Source organism: uncultured Brachyspira sp. (assembly GCF_910588665.1).
Taxonomy (GTDB): Bacteria; Spirochaetota; Brachyspiria; order Brachyspirales; family Brachyspiraceae; genus Brachyspira.
The window spans coordinates 4,031-20,137 of record NZ_CAJUPR010000002.1 but is presented as its reverse complement, the minus strand read 5'-3'; the positions used below and the strand labels follow the sequence as shown (position 1 = coordinate 20,137).

18 protein-coding genes are annotated in these 16,107 nt (G+C 28.4%); 12 read left to right on the top strand and 6 right to left on the bottom strand.

Annotated features, from left to right (window positions below; translation table 11 throughout):
- The first annotated feature begins 73 nt into the window (after positions 1-73).
- Positions 74-481 (top strand): hypothetical protein, encoded by a 408-nt coding sequence (locus QZ306_RS01425; RefSeq protein ID WP_295160055.1) that lies wholly within the window; start codon positions 74-76, stop codon positions 479-481.
- 83 nt (positions 482-564) lie between these two features.
- On the opposite strand, the gene QZ306_RS01420 is transcribed toward QZ306_RS01425, so the two are convergent.
- Together QZ306_RS01420 and QZ306_RS01415 are read right to left on the bottom strand one after the other, a co-directional pair.
- On the bottom strand, positions 565-1,359 hold the full coding sequence (locus QZ306_RS01420) for a flagellar hook capping FlgD N-terminal domain-containing protein (RefSeq protein ID WP_295160052.1): 795 nt from the start codon (positions 1,357-1,359) through the stop codon (positions 565-567).
- A 44-nt stretch (positions 1,360-1,403) separates the two neighbouring features.
- Entirely contained in the window at positions 1,404-2,942 is a 1,539-nt protein-coding gene (locus QZ306_RS01415; protein ID WP_295160050.1) for a flagellar hook-length control protein FliK, read from the bottom strand.
- A gap of 146 nt (positions 2,943-3,088) precedes the next feature.
- Here QZ306_RS01415 and QZ306_RS01410 point away from each other — a divergent pair, with 146 nt between their 5' ends.
- From QZ306_RS01410 to QZ306_RS01375, 8 genes are all read left to right on the top strand, one after another.
- On the top strand, positions 3,089-4,156 hold the full coding sequence (locus QZ306_RS01410; protein WP_295160048.1) for a hypothetical protein: 1,068 nt from the start codon (positions 3,089-3,091) through the stop codon (positions 4,154-4,156).
- Positions 4,156-4,422 carry an EscU/YscU/HrcU family type III secretion system export apparatus switch protein gene (locus QZ306_RS01405; protein ID WP_295160047.1) on the top strand — a complete coding sequence of 89 codons (267 nt, stop codon included), beginning with the start codon at positions 4,156-4,158 and terminating at the stop codon, positions 4,420-4,422. The genes QZ306_RS01410 and QZ306_RS01405 overlap by 1 nt, the downstream gene beginning before the upstream one ends.
- Before the next feature lie 4 nt (positions 4,423-4,426).
- Positions 4,427-5,659, top strand: a complete 1,233-nt coding sequence (locus QZ306_RS01400) for an HD domain-containing phosphohydrolase (RefSeq protein ID WP_295160044.1) — start codon at positions 4,427-4,429, stop codon at positions 5,657-5,659.
- Positions 5,660-5,667: 8 nt separating this feature from the next.
- Positions 5,668-6,033 (top strand): YraN family protein, encoded by a 366-nt coding sequence (locus QZ306_RS01395; protein WP_295160041.1) that lies wholly within the window; start codon positions 5,668-5,670, stop codon positions 6,031-6,033.
- A gap of 10 nt (positions 6,034-6,043) precedes the next feature.
- The gene (locus QZ306_RS01390) at positions 6,044-6,172 is read left to right on the top strand and encodes a hypothetical protein (RefSeq protein ID WP_012671505.1); all 129 of its coding nucleotides are present in this window, start codon (positions 6,044-6,046) and stop codon (positions 6,170-6,172) included.
- A 19-nt stretch (positions 6,173-6,191) separates the two neighbouring features.
- Entirely contained in the window at positions 6,192-7,157 is a 966-nt protein-coding gene (locus QZ306_RS01385; RefSeq protein ID WP_295160038.1) for a KpsF/GutQ family sugar-phosphate isomerase, read from the top strand.
- A 187-nt stretch (positions 7,158-7,344) separates the two neighbouring features.
- Positions 7,345-8,355 (top strand): D-glycero-beta-D-manno-heptose-7-phosphate kinase, encoded by a 1,011-nt coding sequence (gene rfaE1, locus QZ306_RS01380; protein WP_295160036.1) that lies wholly within the window; start codon positions 7,345-7,347, stop codon positions 8,353-8,355.
- Between the two features lie 17 nt (positions 8,356-8,372).
- Positions 8,373-9,494 carry a hypothetical protein gene (locus tag QZ306_RS01375; protein WP_295160034.1) on the top strand — a complete coding sequence of 374 codons (1,122 nt, stop codon included), beginning with the start codon at positions 8,373-8,375 and terminating at the stop codon, positions 9,492-9,494.
- 14 nt (positions 9,495-9,508) lie between these two features.
- Here the strand turns inward: QZ306_RS01375 and trmD are convergent, their stop codons facing one another.
- Positions 9,509-10,240 (bottom strand): tRNA (guanosine(37)-N1)-methyltransferase TrmD, encoded by a 732-nt coding sequence (gene trmD / locus QZ306_RS01370; RefSeq protein ID WP_295160033.1) that lies wholly within the window; start codon positions 10,238-10,240, stop codon positions 9,509-9,511.
- Between the two features lie 199 nt (positions 10,241-10,439).
- On the opposite strand from trmD, the gene QZ306_RS01365 reads away from it, so the two are divergent.
- The 3 genes from QZ306_RS01365 to QZ306_RS01355 all read left to right on the top strand — a co-directional run bounded on the left by QZ306_RS01365 (position 10,440) and on the right by QZ306_RS01355 (position 12,692).
- Positions 10,440-11,525 carry an NAD(P)-dependent alcohol dehydrogenase gene (locus QZ306_RS01365; RefSeq protein ID WP_295160031.1) on the top strand — a complete coding sequence of 362 codons (1,086 nt, stop codon included), beginning with the start codon at positions 10,440-10,442 and terminating at the stop codon, positions 11,523-11,525.
- A 132-nt stretch (positions 11,526-11,657) separates the two neighbouring features.
- Positions 11,658-12,041, top strand: a complete 384-nt coding sequence (locus tag QZ306_RS01360) for a hypothetical protein (RefSeq protein ID WP_295160029.1) — start codon at positions 11,658-11,660, stop codon at positions 12,039-12,041.
- A gap of 15 nt (positions 12,042-12,056) precedes the next feature.
- Positions 12,057-12,692 (top strand): hypothetical protein, encoded by a 636-nt coding sequence (locus QZ306_RS01355; protein ID WP_295160027.1) that lies wholly within the window; start codon positions 12,057-12,059, stop codon positions 12,690-12,692.
- A 5-nt stretch (positions 12,693-12,697) separates the two neighbouring features.
- Here the strand turns inward: QZ306_RS01355 and QZ306_RS01350 are convergent, their stop codons facing one another.
- From QZ306_RS01350 to QZ306_RS01340, 3 genes are all read right to left on the bottom strand, one after another.
- Positions 12,698-13,993, bottom strand: coding sequence for a replication-associated recombination protein A (locus QZ306_RS01350; protein ID WP_363322630.1), 1,296 nt, complete (start codon positions 13,991-13,993; stop codon positions 12,698-12,700).
- Positions 13,986-14,978: a hypothetical protein gene (locus QZ306_RS01345; RefSeq protein WP_295160024.1), complete on the bottom strand. Its 993-nt coding sequence runs from the start codon at positions 14,976-14,978 to the stop codon at positions 13,986-13,988. The genes QZ306_RS01350 and QZ306_RS01345 overlap by 8 nt, the downstream gene beginning before the upstream one ends.
- 131 nt (positions 14,979-15,109) lie before the next feature.
- The coding region (locus QZ306_RS01340) for a M48 family metallopeptidase (RefSeq protein ID WP_295160022.1) at positions 15,110-16,107 on the bottom strand (998 nt) is incomplete at its 5' end.

The following is a 16,107-nucleotide window of genomic DNA, read 5'->3' as shown; positions in this document are numbered from 1 at the left end:
ATTAATTAATATATTTATGATAAGCATATTAATGTTTTTTATCATTGATTTTTTTAATTAAGGAGTTTTTATTATGAATAGAATATCGTCCGATAATATAACAAAATTAGAAGATAATGAAATATTTGTCTTCGGCAGCAATACTCAGGGAGCACATATAGGAGGCGCTGCAAGATTTGCTATGGGTTTCGGAGCAGTTTATGGACAGGCATTCGGTATTCAAGGCAGAACATTTGCCATACCTACTGTTGATTATACTAAAAGCTCAAAGATGAAAGTATATGAAATAAAAAAATATGTTGATAAGTTTTTGGATTTTACTTTAGAGCATAAGGAGCTTAATTTTTTAGTAACGGAAATAGGCTGCGGAATAGCAGGATTTAAAGTTGAAGAGATGGCGGAGCTTTTTAAGGATGCTTTAAAAGATGTCTGCGGCAATGTTTATCTTCCGAAAAGATTCTATGATTATTTAAAATCATAGACTTTAAATATAAGTCATAGTTTATAAATAAAAAGCCCCTTAAAATTATTATAGGAGCTTTTTTAATATTATTTATTTAGAAATTAATAAGCTTTATTTCCTTTTTCTTTAGAGCTCATTAAAGCTTCTTCGGCTTTCATCATACCTGCAGTTTTTTCAGTTTTATTAAGAACTGCATTATCAGTTTTTGAAATTTCGCTTTGAACGGCAGTATTTATTTCGGCTTCAATAGCAGCTTTCATATCCCCGAATTCATTTTTATCTCCGTTAATGTTTTCATCTTCATTGTCATAGGAGGGTCTTATAATCTGAGCTTTATCAACTATTGAAGACTGAAATACTTTAGAAGCTTCATCTTCATTTTGAGCATCCATTATCTTAGAAACTGCAGCCTCTTCTGACGCCATCAAATCTCCGCTTGAATGCACTATCATAACATCTTCAGGTCTTACAGTAATAAGTCCGTTTTTAGTTCTGACTGCAAGGGCAACTCCGGTATCATTTTCCATAACCATTTCCACAGGACCTAAAAATCTGTTTCCCGCTTCGTCCATAATTTCAACGCTTTTTCCAAGCATAGAATATCCTGTCTGACTTGAATAAAAAGTTTTCATAGATTCAAGATTTTTATTAACTTCCGTCATCTGTTCAACTGAAGAGAATTGAGCCAGCTGAGCTATCATATCCTTATTGTCCATAGGAGACAGAGGATCCTGATGACTCATCTGAACAGTTAATAATTTTAGAAAAGCGTCTTTGCCTAAAGTATTGCCGCTTGGATCTCTTTCAAAATTATGCTGTAAATTAAAAGCGCCTACTTCTTTTTTTAATATTTTTATCTCTTTATCCGACATTCTCAAAGCTTCTTTTGATATCATTTATTAATCTCCTCTTAAAATATTTTTACTTATAATAAACTCAATTAAATAAGCAAATTTAATTTTCTCTCAGGAATTATATAAGCTTTTATATCCGTTTTTACTTCCTCAATATTGCTGCCGTTATTTTCAAAACCGAATCCTCTTTCAAAGTTTTGAAATTCTCCTTCATTATTAGGCATATCCTGTTTAAGCATTATATCAAAACCTTCTATATTAACGCCTATTTCATTTAATGAGGTTATAACTGTATCTAAATTTTTAGCGAATATATCTTTAACATCGGCATTATCAACAAATATTTTTCCTATTAAATTATCTCCGTCCATACTTATTTTTAATCTTATTTTTCCAAGATATTCAGGATTAAGACTCATTAATACTTCGCTTTTACCGTTACTTACAGCCACTTGAGCTTTTTCTGCAAGCTTTCCCATTAAGTCTTGAAATTTAATCATGCTGTCTGAAATATTAGTCCCATTCTGAGTTTTAGAAACATTATTATTGTAATGATTATATCCTTTTAGATTTACTCCTTCTGCCGAATCTTTCATGTTTATTATGGTAAGTTCGGTGCCTTTCTCATCGGAGATTGTATTGTTAATAGAGCCTGCACCGTTTTTTATTTCTAAAGTATTTTTATCGTTTTTATCCGTATATTTAATTTCCGTATCAGTAATATTTATTTGAACATCTTCCGTAAAGCTGCTGTAAGTTTTATTTATTATATCTTCCGCTTCGGTATTTTTATTATTCTCTTTATTTGATTCAATTTTTATTTCTTTGCTTTCTGAGGAATCAATATCTTTTACTTTTAAATTATTATGATCAGTTTCTTTTATATTCTCTTCATTTTCATTACTATTTAATTTATCATTATTAATATTTGATTTCTCCATAATAGATTTAATATTTTCTAATGATTCTATAAGCTCTTCTAATTCTTCTTTATGATCCTCATCTTTTAAATCTAAAGAATCTATTTGTTTTTTTATATTTTCTATTTCTTCGGTATTTTTTATATTATCTTTTTTATGTAATGCATTTTTTTTAATATCAGCTTCTTTAATTTCATTATTGCGGGTATTATCTGATTTTTTATTATTTTCATTATTTTTTATAATGAGTTTTTCTTTTAGTTTTGCTTTTACAGAAGTCCGTTTTTCTTTTAGCGGTATATTTTCAGAACTTATATTATCGGCTTTTTCTGTATTATATTCTGAACTCTGATTATTATCATCGGAAACTAAGTTATCTTTTGAAATTTGCTTTTTTTCAGCATCTTCATTAATTTCAGATTTTTTTAAATTATCATCGGTTTTTTTATCTTTGGCTTCTTCTTTGCCTGATATTTCCGATATTTTTTTCTCTGGGATATTTGAGTAATCTTCAAGATTATTATAATTATTAATATCCGAATCCGAACAATGTTCTATAATTTTGTTTGAAATATCTTCCTGCGTTTTGTTCAGCATCTTAGCAAAAGAATCATCATAACTGCGGTTATTAATATTATAAGAATTATTATCAGATGAAACATTAACATCTGCAAAAGATAATAAATTTCCCAATCTGTTTATCATAATTTACTTCCTAGATTATTATTCTATTATATTAATATTCGGAAGCATAAAAAAATCCTTTATAAAAAAACTAATTTATATTAACAAAAATTATTAATATGAATATTAGCTATTAACAAATTATTAAAAAAATATATAATATCAATATGCTTGATATCAATAATAAATATTATAATTTCATAACTAATAAAAATAATATTCAGATAAAAGACGGCGATGTTGTAAGATATTCCATTATGAGAAAGCTTGATAATAATAAAGCATTAATAAATGTTATGGGTAATAAATTAATAGCATTATTTAAAAATGGCATGACAGATAAAGGCTTTGCTTTGGTTAGTAAAAAAAACGGTGAAGTAACTTTAACTATACTTAAAAGTGCAGAAAGTTTGAAAGAGGCAAAAGAAGTAATACAAAATAAGAATAATGCTAATGTTTTACTTAACATAACGGATAGTAATTCAGAAGTTTCAGTTATGCTGTCTCAGAAAGGCATAAAACCTAGTTCAGAAAATATAAGATACTTTGAAACAATACTGAAATATATTTCGGAAATTGACAGCAATAAAAAAAAGTTTATATTAAATGCAATGTCTAACGGCATATATTTAACTGTGGAAGAGATAAATACTTTCGGCAGTATTTTTAAGCGTTTGAATGCTTTGATAAGCAATATAAAAAACTCTAACAAAAATAATGAAACAGCCGAAATATTAGTAATGCTTGCAGGCAGCGTCATTCAAAATTATAATGACAATACTGCAGAAAGCTTAAACGGCTATATAAATACAAATGCTTGTTTTGGTATATGGTTTATGCTCTTTGATATGCTTCATAGCGAATTGTCTTTTGATAATTCCAATATGCTTACTCTGATTTTGAAAATTTTATCTTCAAATAGGAGAAACAGAAATTTTAAGGAAACTGCATTTATGATTCCAATACCGTTTATGGCAGACGGAGAATTAAAAGAGGTATTGCTTTATATTAATAAAGATAAAGACGGAAATAATAATAAATTAATATTTGTAATTTATGATGATGATAAAGAGCTATGCAAAATAGATATATATAAAAATGATAAATATTTATTGAAAGTTTCTGTATTTGATAAAAGGCTGTATGATAAATTAAATAAATCAAGAGAAAGCATATATAATGATTTAAGCATTTTTGATAATATGGATATTGAAATAAATTATGGGGGGTTATAATGAAAACGAATAAAGATATAAAAAAAGCCGCAGCCGTTTTATATGATAAAGATATGCATAACGCTCCTGTAGTTATATCAAAAGGGAGTAATTATCTTGCAGAAAGAATGGTTTATATTGCAAAAAAGTATAAGATTCCTATTGTTTCCGATGAAAATACGGCGGAGCATCTTATGAGTTTAGATATAGGCGAAGAGATACCTTATTCGCTTTATGAAGCTGTGAGTATAATATTAAAATATATATATAAATTAAAGGCAGATTGAATAAATGGGAAAATTAAGTAAAGTAAATATTAAAGATATAAAAACAGAAGCGGAGAAAAAAGATATATATCTGTATAATGATTTTCTTGCATCCACAGGATATATAGATATAAAGCCTGAAGATATTCAGAGACTTCAGAAATGGGATTTAGGGGAAGTCTTCATTGAAGATGATTCTATTGCTATGGATAATGAAGAATCGGCTAGTTTTGATAAATTTTTAAGAGAATATAAAGTATTCAAAAAAATATATTTTAATGTTATAAAAAAAGTAAAAAATAATTTAGTCGGATACAGAAATAATAATTTAGTTAATATTAATGAACTTAATGAGATAATAGAAGAAGTACTTGATATCGTTAATAGAAATTTAAACAGTGTACTGCAGCTTTTTAATTTAACTAATTTTCATAAATCCGACGAATATTATGTAAGATCTTTAAATGTTTCCTTAATATCTATGATTATCGGACGCGCTATGAAATTTTCAGAAAACAGGGTAAAGAAATTGGGAATAGGCGCAATACTCTATGATATAGGGCTTGTAAAAGTTCCAAGCAGTATTTTAGATAAAATAGGAAGATTTACCGCAGATGAATATGCCGAAGTAAAGAAGCATACCGTTTACGGCTATAAGATAATGAAATCAAGCTTCAGATTTGAAGAGGATTTGGCTGCTATATCTCTTATGCATCATGAATACTGCAACGGCAAAGGGTATCCAAGAGGCTTAACAGGCAGTCAGATAAATTTATATTCAAAAATAGTAGCTATAGCGCATGCGGTTGAAAAAATGCTTAAGCCTGTAAGAATAGAAAGTTCAAAATTAAAATCCAATTCTCATAAATCTTCAATCAGTTTAATGATTGAAAGAAGCAATGAAAGTAAAAATAACAATATTCTGTTGTCTGATGCAGTCAGAGAAATTATAAAAGGTGCAAATACGAAGTATGATCCCAACATATTAAAAACTTTTTTAGGCATATTTACATTATACCCTATAGGATGCATAGCCATACTGAATGATAAGAGAAAAGGTTTTGTTTTTGCCGCTAACAGGAGTTTTCCTATGAGACCCATCATAAAAATAGTTTCAAATGAAAACGGGGAGTTTATAGAAGACGGAGACACTATTAATTTACTTGAAACTAATCAATTATTTATAGCGGGCATTGATAAAGATAATAATTTTTTGGAGGAGGTAAAAGCAAAAATATTAGACTCTGAAGAAAAGTAATATAAAAAATGAATGATAAAAGAAATATAGGCAGTATTGGAGAGGATATTGCCTTACAATATCTCAAACATCTTGGATATTCTTTAATAGAGAGGAATTTTAAAGGCAAAAAGACAAGAGGCGAGATAGACTTAGTGATGACAAAAGGAGTTGTTATTGTGTTTATAGAAGTTAAATATCGAAGACAGGGAAGTTTTGGATATGCCGCTTTCTCAATATCTGAGCGTAAAAAGAAAAAATTGTATGAGACAGCCGAAGAATACTTAATTGAAAAAGGATTAGGCTGCAATCAGAAATGTTCTTTCGGTGCTGTTCTAATAGACGATACCCATTATAATAGGCATATATCTTTTATTGAAGATATATTTATTTAGGGGAATCAATATGAAAACAGCAGTAAAAATTAACCCTGAAAAAATAGATCTATATAAGAAAAAATTAAAAGATGAAAAGTATATAGATAAAGCCATAGAAAGATTGGCAGGGCACTTAATAAGTGCAGTAATAGATTAATATATAATTGGATTTTGTTATGAATATAATTGAACGAGGAAAAGCCACGCTTTTATTAGAAAGCGAGAATATTAAAATTTTATCCGATAAATTGGATATAAATTTTGAAAATGCTGTAAAAGAGTTATTTAAAATTAAAGGAAGAGTAATAACATCGGGTGTTGGAAAAAGCGGGCATATAGCAAGAAAAGCTGCTTCAACTTTTGCTTCCACAGGTACTGCAAGCTTTTTTGTGGATCCGAACGAATGTATGCATGGTGATTTCGGTATGATTACCAAAGAAGATTACTGCCTGCTTTATTCCAAAGGCGGAGAATCTCGTGAAATTATAGAGCTTGTCAATTGGCTATGCAGGCAGAATATTCCTTATATAGCAGTTACAAATGAAATTAAATCAACTATTTCTAAAAATGCTGAAATTATACTGCTTACACATGTTAAAGAAGAAGCTTGTCCCCTTAAATTAGCGCCTACTGTAAGCACTACAGTTTCATTAGCTTTATCTGATGCTTTGGCTACGGCATTAATGGAATTAAGAGGATTTAAAGCCGAAGATTTTGCTGTATTTCATCCGGGAGGAAGCTTAGGCAGGCAATTAGCTAAAGTTAAATCTATTATGAATAGCGATAATCTGCCTATTATAAAATTAAACACTTCATTGCAGGAAGCCCTATTCAAGATTATAGAATGCAAATTAGGAATTGCTATTGTTGTTGATGATTTTGGTATATTAAAAGGAATTATAGTTGACGGAGATTTAAAAAGGCTTCTAGTTCAAAATGGTGATATAAAAAATATTCTATCTAAAGAAGTTCAGTATATAATGAATACTTCTCCTAAAGTTATTTATGAAGATACTTTAATAGGCGAGGCTTTGCACACTATGGAAGGTAAAATAACTAATTTGGTTGTAGTAGATAAAGAAAATAATAAACCTATAGGAATAGTTCATATACATGATATTTTAAAAATAAAAGCTTTTTAAATATAGATTTATTCTAATCGCTTAAGTTTTTATTTCTGTTTTTTATAAAAAATAAATGCATATATATATTAAAAAATTTTATTAAGTTTTTTATTAATAATGATATTTTTAATTTATATTATTTACTTTTTTTAATGTTTATGTTTTAATTTAAAATATTTATATATTTAAGGATACAGAAAACTACATGGATTTAAAAAATAAAGCCCGTAAAATATCGGATGCTAAAGTTCTTGTTATAGGCGATTTAATGCTTGACAGATTTACTTACGGCGATGTTATAAGAATATCTCCTGAAGCTCCCGTTCCCGTTCTTCATGTTAATCATGAAGAGAATTATCTAGGCGGGGCTGGAAATGTTGCAAGAAATATATCGGCTTTGCTTTTAAACAATAATAACAATAGTAATGATAATATATTTATAATAGGTGTTATAGGTAAAGATAAATACGCTGATACTATAATAGACAGTATGAATTATTACAATATATCGTTAAAAGGCATTATAGAAGATGATACAAGAACAACCATAACAAAAAATAGAATAGTGGCAGGATCTCAGCAAATAGTCAGAATAGATGAAGAGAATACCAATCCTTTTTCTGCAAATATAGTAAAAAAAATAGAAAAAACATTTATGGATAATGCTGATAATTATAATACGGTTATAATAAGCGATTATGCCAAAGGAATTATTACAAATAAATTATCAAAAAAAATAATAGATATATGCAATAAAAAAAATAAGCTTGTATTGGTAGATCCAGCCATAAAGCATTTTTCATTTTATAAAAACGCCACATTGATGACTCCTAATTTAAAAGAAGCTGCGGAAGGATCAGGCAGCAAACGTCCTTTTTATGAATATAATACGAAATTGATAAATAGTTTGGGACATAGTATTATAAAAAAATTAAATCTTAAAAAATTAATGATAACATTAGGCGCTAACGGTATGGCATTGTTTGATAAGGATATAAAAACAGATAATTCTCCTTATATAATACCTACAAAAGCTAAAAGCGTATTTGATGTTTCGGGAGCAGGCGATACCGTCATATCGGTTCTTGCTATGTGCATGTCTGCAGGGATATCATTTAAAGAATCGTCAGAGATTGCAAATGCAGCTGCAGGATTGGTTGTGGGAAAGAGGGGAACTTCCACTTTAAGTTTGAATGAATTAATTAATGTATTATAAAACGGATATATTATTTTATGAATAAGAAAATATTTATATTATTACTGTTTATTACTTCATGTCTTCCGAAACCTTTAATTATACCCGCTAAGGTTGTAACAGAACTTACTTTAGGAAAGGATATAGGAGTTTACAGCAATGAAATTGTTGATTTGGACAGTCCTAAAATATATGAATATAATAATGAATATTATTTCGGAGATTTCTATAGGGTAAAGAACAATACCGTTTATGCATTAGATTTATCAAATTCAAGAATGGTTATAGCTTCAGGCAGTAATGTAAGACATTTTCCTTTAAGGTATAAAAATCTTGAGACATCTAAAATATCTCTTATAGATTCAAATGCTAATATATATATAACAGGTTATAATTTAAGATATGTGGGAGATATTGTAGTAAGCAATGTTATGATGTCTCTTCCTTCCGAGAGTCCATCAACTGAGGGAGATGATGCGCCTCGTATAGAAACATATACAGTTAAAGTTACAAATACTAATTATACTAAAATAGGATTCGTTTCTTTAAATAAAATATCGCCAGACGGACATACATTATACAGCATAGATACCGTTATAGATAATGAATATGAATCTTTAGTAAAGCTATTAACTTTAACAAATCATAAATTTGCCATACTCAAAAGAGATAAAGACAGAATACCTCTTTTAGATATATACGACATGGACAGCGGTAAAATGGAAAACAGATATTCTCTTAAAGAAGCGGAGTACATGGACACTAATAAAATATCCTATAGGGAGATAGTTGACTGTGTTTATGTGACTGAAAAAGAAGTTGTGGCGGTACTTACTATGAATATAGTTGAAGGAAAGCATCAGGAAGATATAATATATACCTCAAAACTAGATGATTTTAAATTAAAAGAAGCATATAAAATACCATGCAGGGATAATTCTTTAGCCGTTGGAATTGCGAGTACAGGAAGGGTTATATATACAGGAATGGATAACGGAATGTATTTTTTTATACAGACCAATCCTTTTTTATCGCATAATTACAATAAAGAATATTTAGGTACAGACGGTTTTAATAAATTAAGAGGAATACATATGTTTGACGATTCTGTATACGGATTTATGCTTGAAAATGCGGTTATACAGTTTCATAATTATTAAGATGCAGATATTTATTATTTATTTTTTTCTTTTAAATGACAAAAAATAGCTTCAATATCTTTTTTATTTAAATCTATTTTTGAAAATAAATCGGCTCTGTTTTTAAAAGTTTTAATAATGCTTCTTTTTCTTCGGTATTCGTTAATATTTTTATGATTTCCTGAAAGAAGAATTTCCGGCACTTTCATATCATCTATTTGCTTGGGTCTTGTATATTGCTCATATTCCAGAAGTCCTCCGCTGTTTTTCTCAAATGTATCGCTTGTTACAGATTCATTATTATTCATAACATCTTTATATCTTGCAACTGCATCTATTAGTAAAAGAGCAGGTATTTCTCCTCCGCTTAATACATAATCCCCTATGCTCAAAGATTCATTGCAGTATTTTTTTTCAACTCTGTAATCTATTCCCTCATAATGTCCCAATACCATAGTTATATGATTCATATCGGACAGCTCTTTTATTTTTTTCTGATTTATGGTTTTTCCTGAAGGCGAAAAAATAACGGTATAACCTCTTTTATGGGATTCAAAATACTTTTTAAAAATGCCGTAAGTCATAATCATACCTGGTCCGCCTCCATAGGGATAATCATCGCATTTTTTATAATTGCCTTCTCCGTATATACGCATATCAATTATATTTAAGTCTATTTTTTTTTCATTAACCGCCATGCCTATAACCCCCACAGACAGAGGACTTTCATAAAATTTAGGAAAAAGTGTAAGAATATCTATTATCATTTTATAAATTATACTCTATAAAAACCATATATCAAGTGATTTAATTAATGTTTTTATATTAGTAAATTAATTTATATAGAATACTAAATATACAGCTTTATTATATTGAATTAAATTTATAAAAAAGTTAAATTATATATTGACATTGGAGTACAGTTTAATGTTATAATATGTCTATATTTTAAAAGGAGCGATTATTATGTTATTAGAAAAAAATTTAGAAGAAGCTAATTCAGGTAAAAGAATAAACGCTAAAGGATATGCGGTTCAAAGTAAGACTGATACTTTTAAGCCTTTTGAGTTTTCAAGACATTCTATGGGAGATAATGATATACTTATAGAGATAATGTATGCGGGAATATGTCACAGCGATATACACTCTGCAAGAAGCGAATGGCATGAAGGCATATATCCTATGGTTCCAGGTCATGAAATAGCGGGCAAGGTTGCAGCCGTAGGTAAGAATGTAACCAAATTCAAAATAGGAGATTATGCTGGTGTAGGCTGTATGGTAAATTCCTGCGGAGAATGCGAGGCATGCAGAAAAAGTCATGAACAATTCTGCGAGAGAGGACAGACAGTTCTTACTTATGATTGTAAAGACCATTTTCATAATAATGAGCCTACTTACGGAGGATATTCAAATAATATAGTAGTAAGCGAAAAATTTGCTGTTACAGTTCCAAATGATGCACCGCTTGACAAGGTGGCTCCTCTTTTATGCGCAGGAATTACAACATATTCGCCTTTAAAGTTTTCAGCAGTAAAAGAGGGCGACATAATAGGCGTTGCAGGTTTCGGAGGATTAGGATCTATGGCTGTAAAATATGCCGTTAATATGGGAGCTCAGGTTTATGTATTTGCAAGAAATGATAAAAAGAAAAAAGAGGCGCTTGAAATGGGAGCTAAGGATTTATTTACTTCTGTAAAAGATGCTTCAGTTCATTTTGATTTAATAATATCTACAATACCTACTGGATATGATGTTAATGATTATGTAGATCTATTAAAATACGGCGGTGAGATGGCTATTGTTGGGCTTCCTCCTTCCGAGTTAAAACAAAGCATAGATTTGGCAAGACTTATATTTGCAGGAGGTAAAAAAGTTTATGGTTCTATGATAGGAGGAATTAAAGAAACTCAGGAAATGCTTGATTTCTCTCTTAAGCATAAAATATATCCTGAAACCGAAATAATATCTGCAAATCAAATAGATGAAGCCTATAAGAAGCTTACAACAGGTCAGGCAAAGTTCAGATATGTAATAGATATGAAAACACTTTAATTTATTGTAATATTCTTTTATTTTTCATAGTATAATTTTGGGGCATGGTATTTTACCGCTGCCTCATTTTTATTATGTTGACAAACGATTCTTATAGTTTATAATATGCTTATTATGCAAAAACGGATTTTTATGATACTAGATGAAGTTAAAAAATATTTTGACATTGTAAAATCCTCAGAATTAAAATCTCTTTATGAAGATGATTTTCAATTTGAAGTTATAAAGAATACCGAAGAATTAGAAGAACATATATGCGTTTTATATGAAGATGAAAAAGAGAAAATAAGAAATGCGGTTGCAAATGAAATTAATGAAAATAAAGAGATAGTATTTTATACATCTGAAAGTGCGGGAGATGTTTATTCAAGCGTAGAAGATTTTTTAGTATATCTGCTTAATGAAGTATTATATCAGAAATTATTGGTCAGAAGCGAAAGAAAAACATTGTCTAATTATTTTATGGAATTGGAAATAAGCATAAAAAAGCTTCTTATACTTATTTGGACTAAATAATTTGAGGAATATTTTATGAAGAGAGTTTATATTTTATTTATTTTAAGTTTTATTTTTATATCATGCTACAGATCTTCGAAATCATATTTTGATATTGTATCTGCAGTTAAATATAATGATAATATAAAAGTAATAGTTGAAGCTGAGAAATTGGGAAGACAATCTGAAAATATATTTTTAGTTTCTCAATTCTTTAATGATGATGATGTTATAGTTAATACTTCTATGTTTCAGATAGGTCCTATGATGTTTGATGCGGGCAAATATGAGTTTAATGTTCCTTTTCCTACAAATGCTTTTACTAAATATACTAATTTTATTGAAGAAATACAGCCTGAAAAAGCTCAGAGAATAGCTGACAACGGAGGATTTGCGGGTAATTTTTTTACTTATATGATGCTTATGAATCTAATGGATAGCAGAAGACCCGTATATTATGACGGTAACGGAAATAGAAGAACTATTAATAAAAATTATTATGATGAAAGATATGCAAAATCTTTAAGAAAGAGTATATTTAAAAACTCTGGAAAAACAACTGTAAATAATAATAATTCATACAGAAGAAGAACATTATTTAATCCTAGCTCTGGAAGCTCCGTCAGAAAAAAATCAACATTCAGAAGACCTGCAGTAAGAAGACGAAGATAAATAAATTATATATGCTTTATAATCCATTCATAACGCTTTTTTAATTCGCGTTCTTCTCCTATATCCGCAGGCTTATAATATTCTTTTTTTATTCCTTTTTCCAAATAATCCTGCTTTGCTATATGATAAGCATAATCATGAGGATATTTATATTCTTCATTGCTTTTTTTATCAAATGATGCCGAATGATTATCTCTTAAATAGTTTGGAATGGAATAAAGTTCTCCGTTTCTTATATCTCTTATTGCTTTATTAATAGCATTGTATGCTGAATTTGATTTCGGACACAATGCCAAATATATAGATACTTCAGCTAAAGGAATCCTTCCTTCAGGCATTCCTATAAAATCAATAATATTCACAAGCGAAGATGCAATATTTATAGCATTGGTATCTGCAAGTCCTATATCTTCTGAGGCTAATATGCATAATCTTCTTGCTATATATCTTGGGTCTTCTCCCGCCTCAAGCATTCTAGCCAAATAATATACAGCCGCATCAGCATCGCTGCCTCTTACGCTTTTTATAAATGCGCTTATAGTGTTGTAATGTTCATCTTCATCAAATGTCATTGACTGCTTGCTTGTAACATCTTTAACTATTTCTTCCGTAATGGTAAGTTTTTCTTTAGTTTCGTCTATTTGAGTGGCTAGGTATGAAGCCTCAAGATAAGTAAAAGCTTTTCTTACATCTCCATGCGAATAGCGTACAATCAAATTTACAGATTCTTCTTCAACAGCAATATCATCTTCTCCAAGTCCTCTTTTATCATTAATTGCTTTTAATACGGCTTCTTTTATATCTTCATCGCCGAGATTTCTAAACTCAAAAAGCATTATTCTTGAGAGAAGAGCATTATTAAGATAGAAGTACGGATTTTGAGTTGTGCTTCCTATTAGTATTACTGAGCCGCTTTCAACTGCGGGAAGAAGAGCGTCCTGCTGGCTTTTATTAAATCTGTGTATTTCATCTATAAAAAGAATAGTTTTTTTTCTATTTTCTAAATTTTTTTCCGCTTTTTTAATAGACTCTCTTATCTCCGAAACATTGGAAAGCACAGCATTAATTTTAATATACTCGCTTTTAGTTTTTTTTGCTATTATAGATGCTACAGTTGATTTTCCGACACCAGGAGGACCAAAGAAAACCATAGATGTAATTTTATCATTATCTATCATTTTTCTTAATGTTTTATTTTTATCTAATATATGTTTCTGACCGAAAACCTCTTCTATTGAAGCGGGACGCATTCTTTCAGCTAAGGGTCTGAAATTGTTAATATCTTCTTCAAAATCAAACATTGAGTTTTTCAATATATGCCTCTACAAACGGTATATAATTCATAATATTTTCTATTCTTTCTTTAATTTCATATTCAAGCAAATCGGCTATTAATATATAATCTTCATTTGCAAACGCTTCAAGTACATTATTCATCATATCATTAAAGTCATTAATAGCATCGCTTAGAGTAATAGAATTTAATGAGATTTCAGAATAATCTATTGAATATATAGACGCAACATTTGAAAGTATGCTGAAAGCGTAGCTTACTATACGGGAAAATTTTTCGGCATATATAAAAGCTTCTCTGTCGTTTCCTGATTGAAGTTTATTGACTATAAAATCCAGTATATCCAAGATTAGAGGCAGAAATTTAGGCAGGCTTCCTACTTTATATAAAGCATTGCTGTTTGTAATATTTCCTGCAAATAAAAATATAGTGTTTATTTTTGCCTCTTCTATAGCAAGATACATAGCAGGAATCATTTTATCATCTAAAAAAGGCTTTAAATCATTATTGAAAAACTCATTAAATTTATCTATATTGTCGGATATATTATTGAATTTTTCTAATTTCACTTCCAGCATTTTTAATAAGTGAATCATTCCGTAAGATTCCAAACTCATATTAAAAAGAAATATAGTTCTGGGTATGGAATCCAATATCCAATTCATACCGTCTTTTAAATCCTCAATATCTTTTTTGCTTAATGAGCTTGTATTAAGCACTTTTTCTATATATTCTGCAATAGACATAATAGAATGCAGAGAATATTCAGCCTGACTTAATGCCTCCACCTCTATTTTTTTTATGTTTTTTATAGGTATGGTTTCGTATTCTTCATCTATATAAGGCTGAAGTTCCGTATCATCTATAACAACTTTATTTATTAAAAAGTCGTTGGAACTGCACCATTCCTCTATGGGTTTTAGTATCTCGTATGCATTTTGCTCATTTTCAAGCATTACCGATAATTCTTTTCCGTTAATAAAAATATTCATAATTTTTGCACCATAAATTAAAAAATTTCTTTATCTTTATAATATTCGGATTTTATAAACTATTAATGATTATTTTTTAATTAATTTAATATAAAAAACTTATTTTTAAGCTTAGTATTTGATAAAAGTTATTATAAATTATTTTCTATTGATTTCATTAAAATAAAATAAAGCTCTATATCATGTTTATTGTAATAATTATACATAAAGTTCAGTATGCAGTCAGAAGTATAATCAAATAATTCTTTTATATTATCTATAGTTATTTGAGCCTCTTCATATTCATTTTTATTATTATTATAAAAATCTGTTACAATATTTTTTATTATTTTTATATTATCAGAATGATCATTAATAAAATTATTTTTAATAGAATTATTAATTATCTTTTTATAAGACATAAAATTATATATATTAAAACTCTTAAAATCTATATAATTCTTCTTTTCAGCATTAGATGAATATAAATTATATAAATCGTTATTTTCAATATCCTGAAATAAAAAATTGATAAATCTGGCAATGTCCGTTTTTTTGGAATTATAATAACTCTCATCAAGGACTCCGTATTCATCACAGAAGCCTAAGGCATTATTATAAATATTTTTTATATCAACTTTATTGTAAAATATTTTCTGTTTTAATACTTCATTATCCAATATAGTATTGCCTTTAAGGTAATCATTATAAAAATAGGATTTATAATCTCTATTAATCCTTTTAATATAATTATCAATATCCTTTTTTTCCGTCTTTTTTAAGAGTTTCTTATGCTTATTAATATAAGAGCAGTATTTGTCTTTTTTTCCCATTTTCATATATAATTCTGCAATTATTTTATAGGTTTCTGCTTCATCATCTTTTAATTTTAATGATTTTTTAAAATTAAATAATGCTTTTTTATGATTTCCTAATTTAAAATAGCATTCTCCTATGCATAGCAGAATAAGATAATTCTCCTCATAATCATTATCATTTAAAATTATTGATTTTTTTAAATATTTTAGAGCATCTTGATATTCTCCGTTTACATAATTAATATATCCTATCCAATAATAAGCTGAATAATTATTTTCATAATCATTATCATTTAAAATTATTGATTTTTTTAAATATTTTAGAGCATCTT

What these genes read in the sequence shown, in the direction of transcription:
- QZ306_RS01415 (WP_295160050.1), bottom strand. Translation starts at nt 2,942, where the DNA reads ATGATAAACAGATTGGGAAATTTATTATCTTTTGCAGATGTTAATGTT.
- QZ306_RS01425 (WP_295160055.1), top strand. Translation starts at nt 74, where the DNA reads ATGAATAGAATATCGTCCGATAATATAACAAAATTAGAAGATAATGAA.
- QZ306_RS01410 (WP_295160048.1), top strand. Translation starts at nt 3,089, where the DNA reads ATGCTTGATATCAATAATAAATATTATAATTTCATAACTAATAAAAAT.
- QZ306_RS01385 (WP_295160038.1), top strand. Translation starts at nt 6,192, where the DNA reads ATGAATATAATTGAACGAGGAAAAGCCACGCTTTTATTAGAAAGCGAG.
- QZ306_RS01360 (WP_295160029.1), top strand. Translation starts at nt 11,658, where the DNA reads ATGATACTAGATGAAGTTAAAAAATATTTTGACATTGTAAAATCCTCA.
- QZ306_RS01365 (WP_295160031.1), top strand. Translation starts at nt 10,440, where the DNA reads ATGTTATTAGAAAAAAATTTAGAAGAAGCTAATTCAGGTAAAAGAATA.
- QZ306_RS01350 (WP_363322630.1), bottom strand. Translation starts at nt 13,993, where the DNA reads ATGTTTGATTTTGAAGAAGATATTAACAATTTCAGACCCTTAGCTGAA.
- QZ306_RS01390 (WP_012671505.1), top strand. Translation starts at nt 6,044, where the DNA reads ATGAAAACAGCAGTAAAAATTAACCCTGAAAAAATAGATCTATATAAG.
- QZ306_RS01355 (WP_295160027.1), top strand. Translation starts at nt 12,057, where the DNA reads ATGAAGAGAGTTTATATTTTATTTATTTTAAGTTTTATTTTTATATCA.
- QZ306_RS01405 (WP_295160047.1), top strand. Translation starts at nt 4,156, where the DNA reads ATGAAAACGAATAAAGATATAAAAAAAGCCGCAGCCGTTTTATATGAT.
- QZ306_RS01345 (WP_295160024.1), bottom strand. Translation starts at nt 14,978, where the DNA reads ATGAATATTTTTATTAACGGAAAAGAATTATCGGTAATGCTTGAAAAT.
- QZ306_RS01375 (WP_295160034.1), top strand. Translation starts at nt 8,373, where the DNA reads ATGAATAAGAAAATATTTATATTATTACTGTTTATTACTTCATGTCTT.
- QZ306_RS01395 (WP_295160041.1), top strand. Translation starts at nt 5,668, where the DNA reads ATGAATGATAAAAGAAATATAGGCAGTATTGGAGAGGATATTGCCTTA.
- QZ306_RS01420 (WP_295160052.1), bottom strand. Translation starts at nt 1,359, where the DNA reads ATGATATCAAAAGAAGCTTTGAGAATGTCGGATAAAGAGATAAAAATA.
- trmD (WP_295160033.1), bottom strand. Translation starts at nt 10,240, where the DNA reads ATGATAATAGATATTCTTACACTTTTTCCTAAATTTTATGAAAGTCCT.
- QZ306_RS01400 (WP_295160044.1), top strand. Translation starts at nt 4,427, where the DNA reads ATGGGAAAATTAAGTAAAGTAAATATTAAAGATATAAAAACAGAAGCG.
- rfaE1 (WP_295160036.1), top strand. Translation starts at nt 7,345, where the DNA reads ATGGATTTAAAAAATAAAGCCCGTAAAATATCGGATGCTAAAGTTCTT.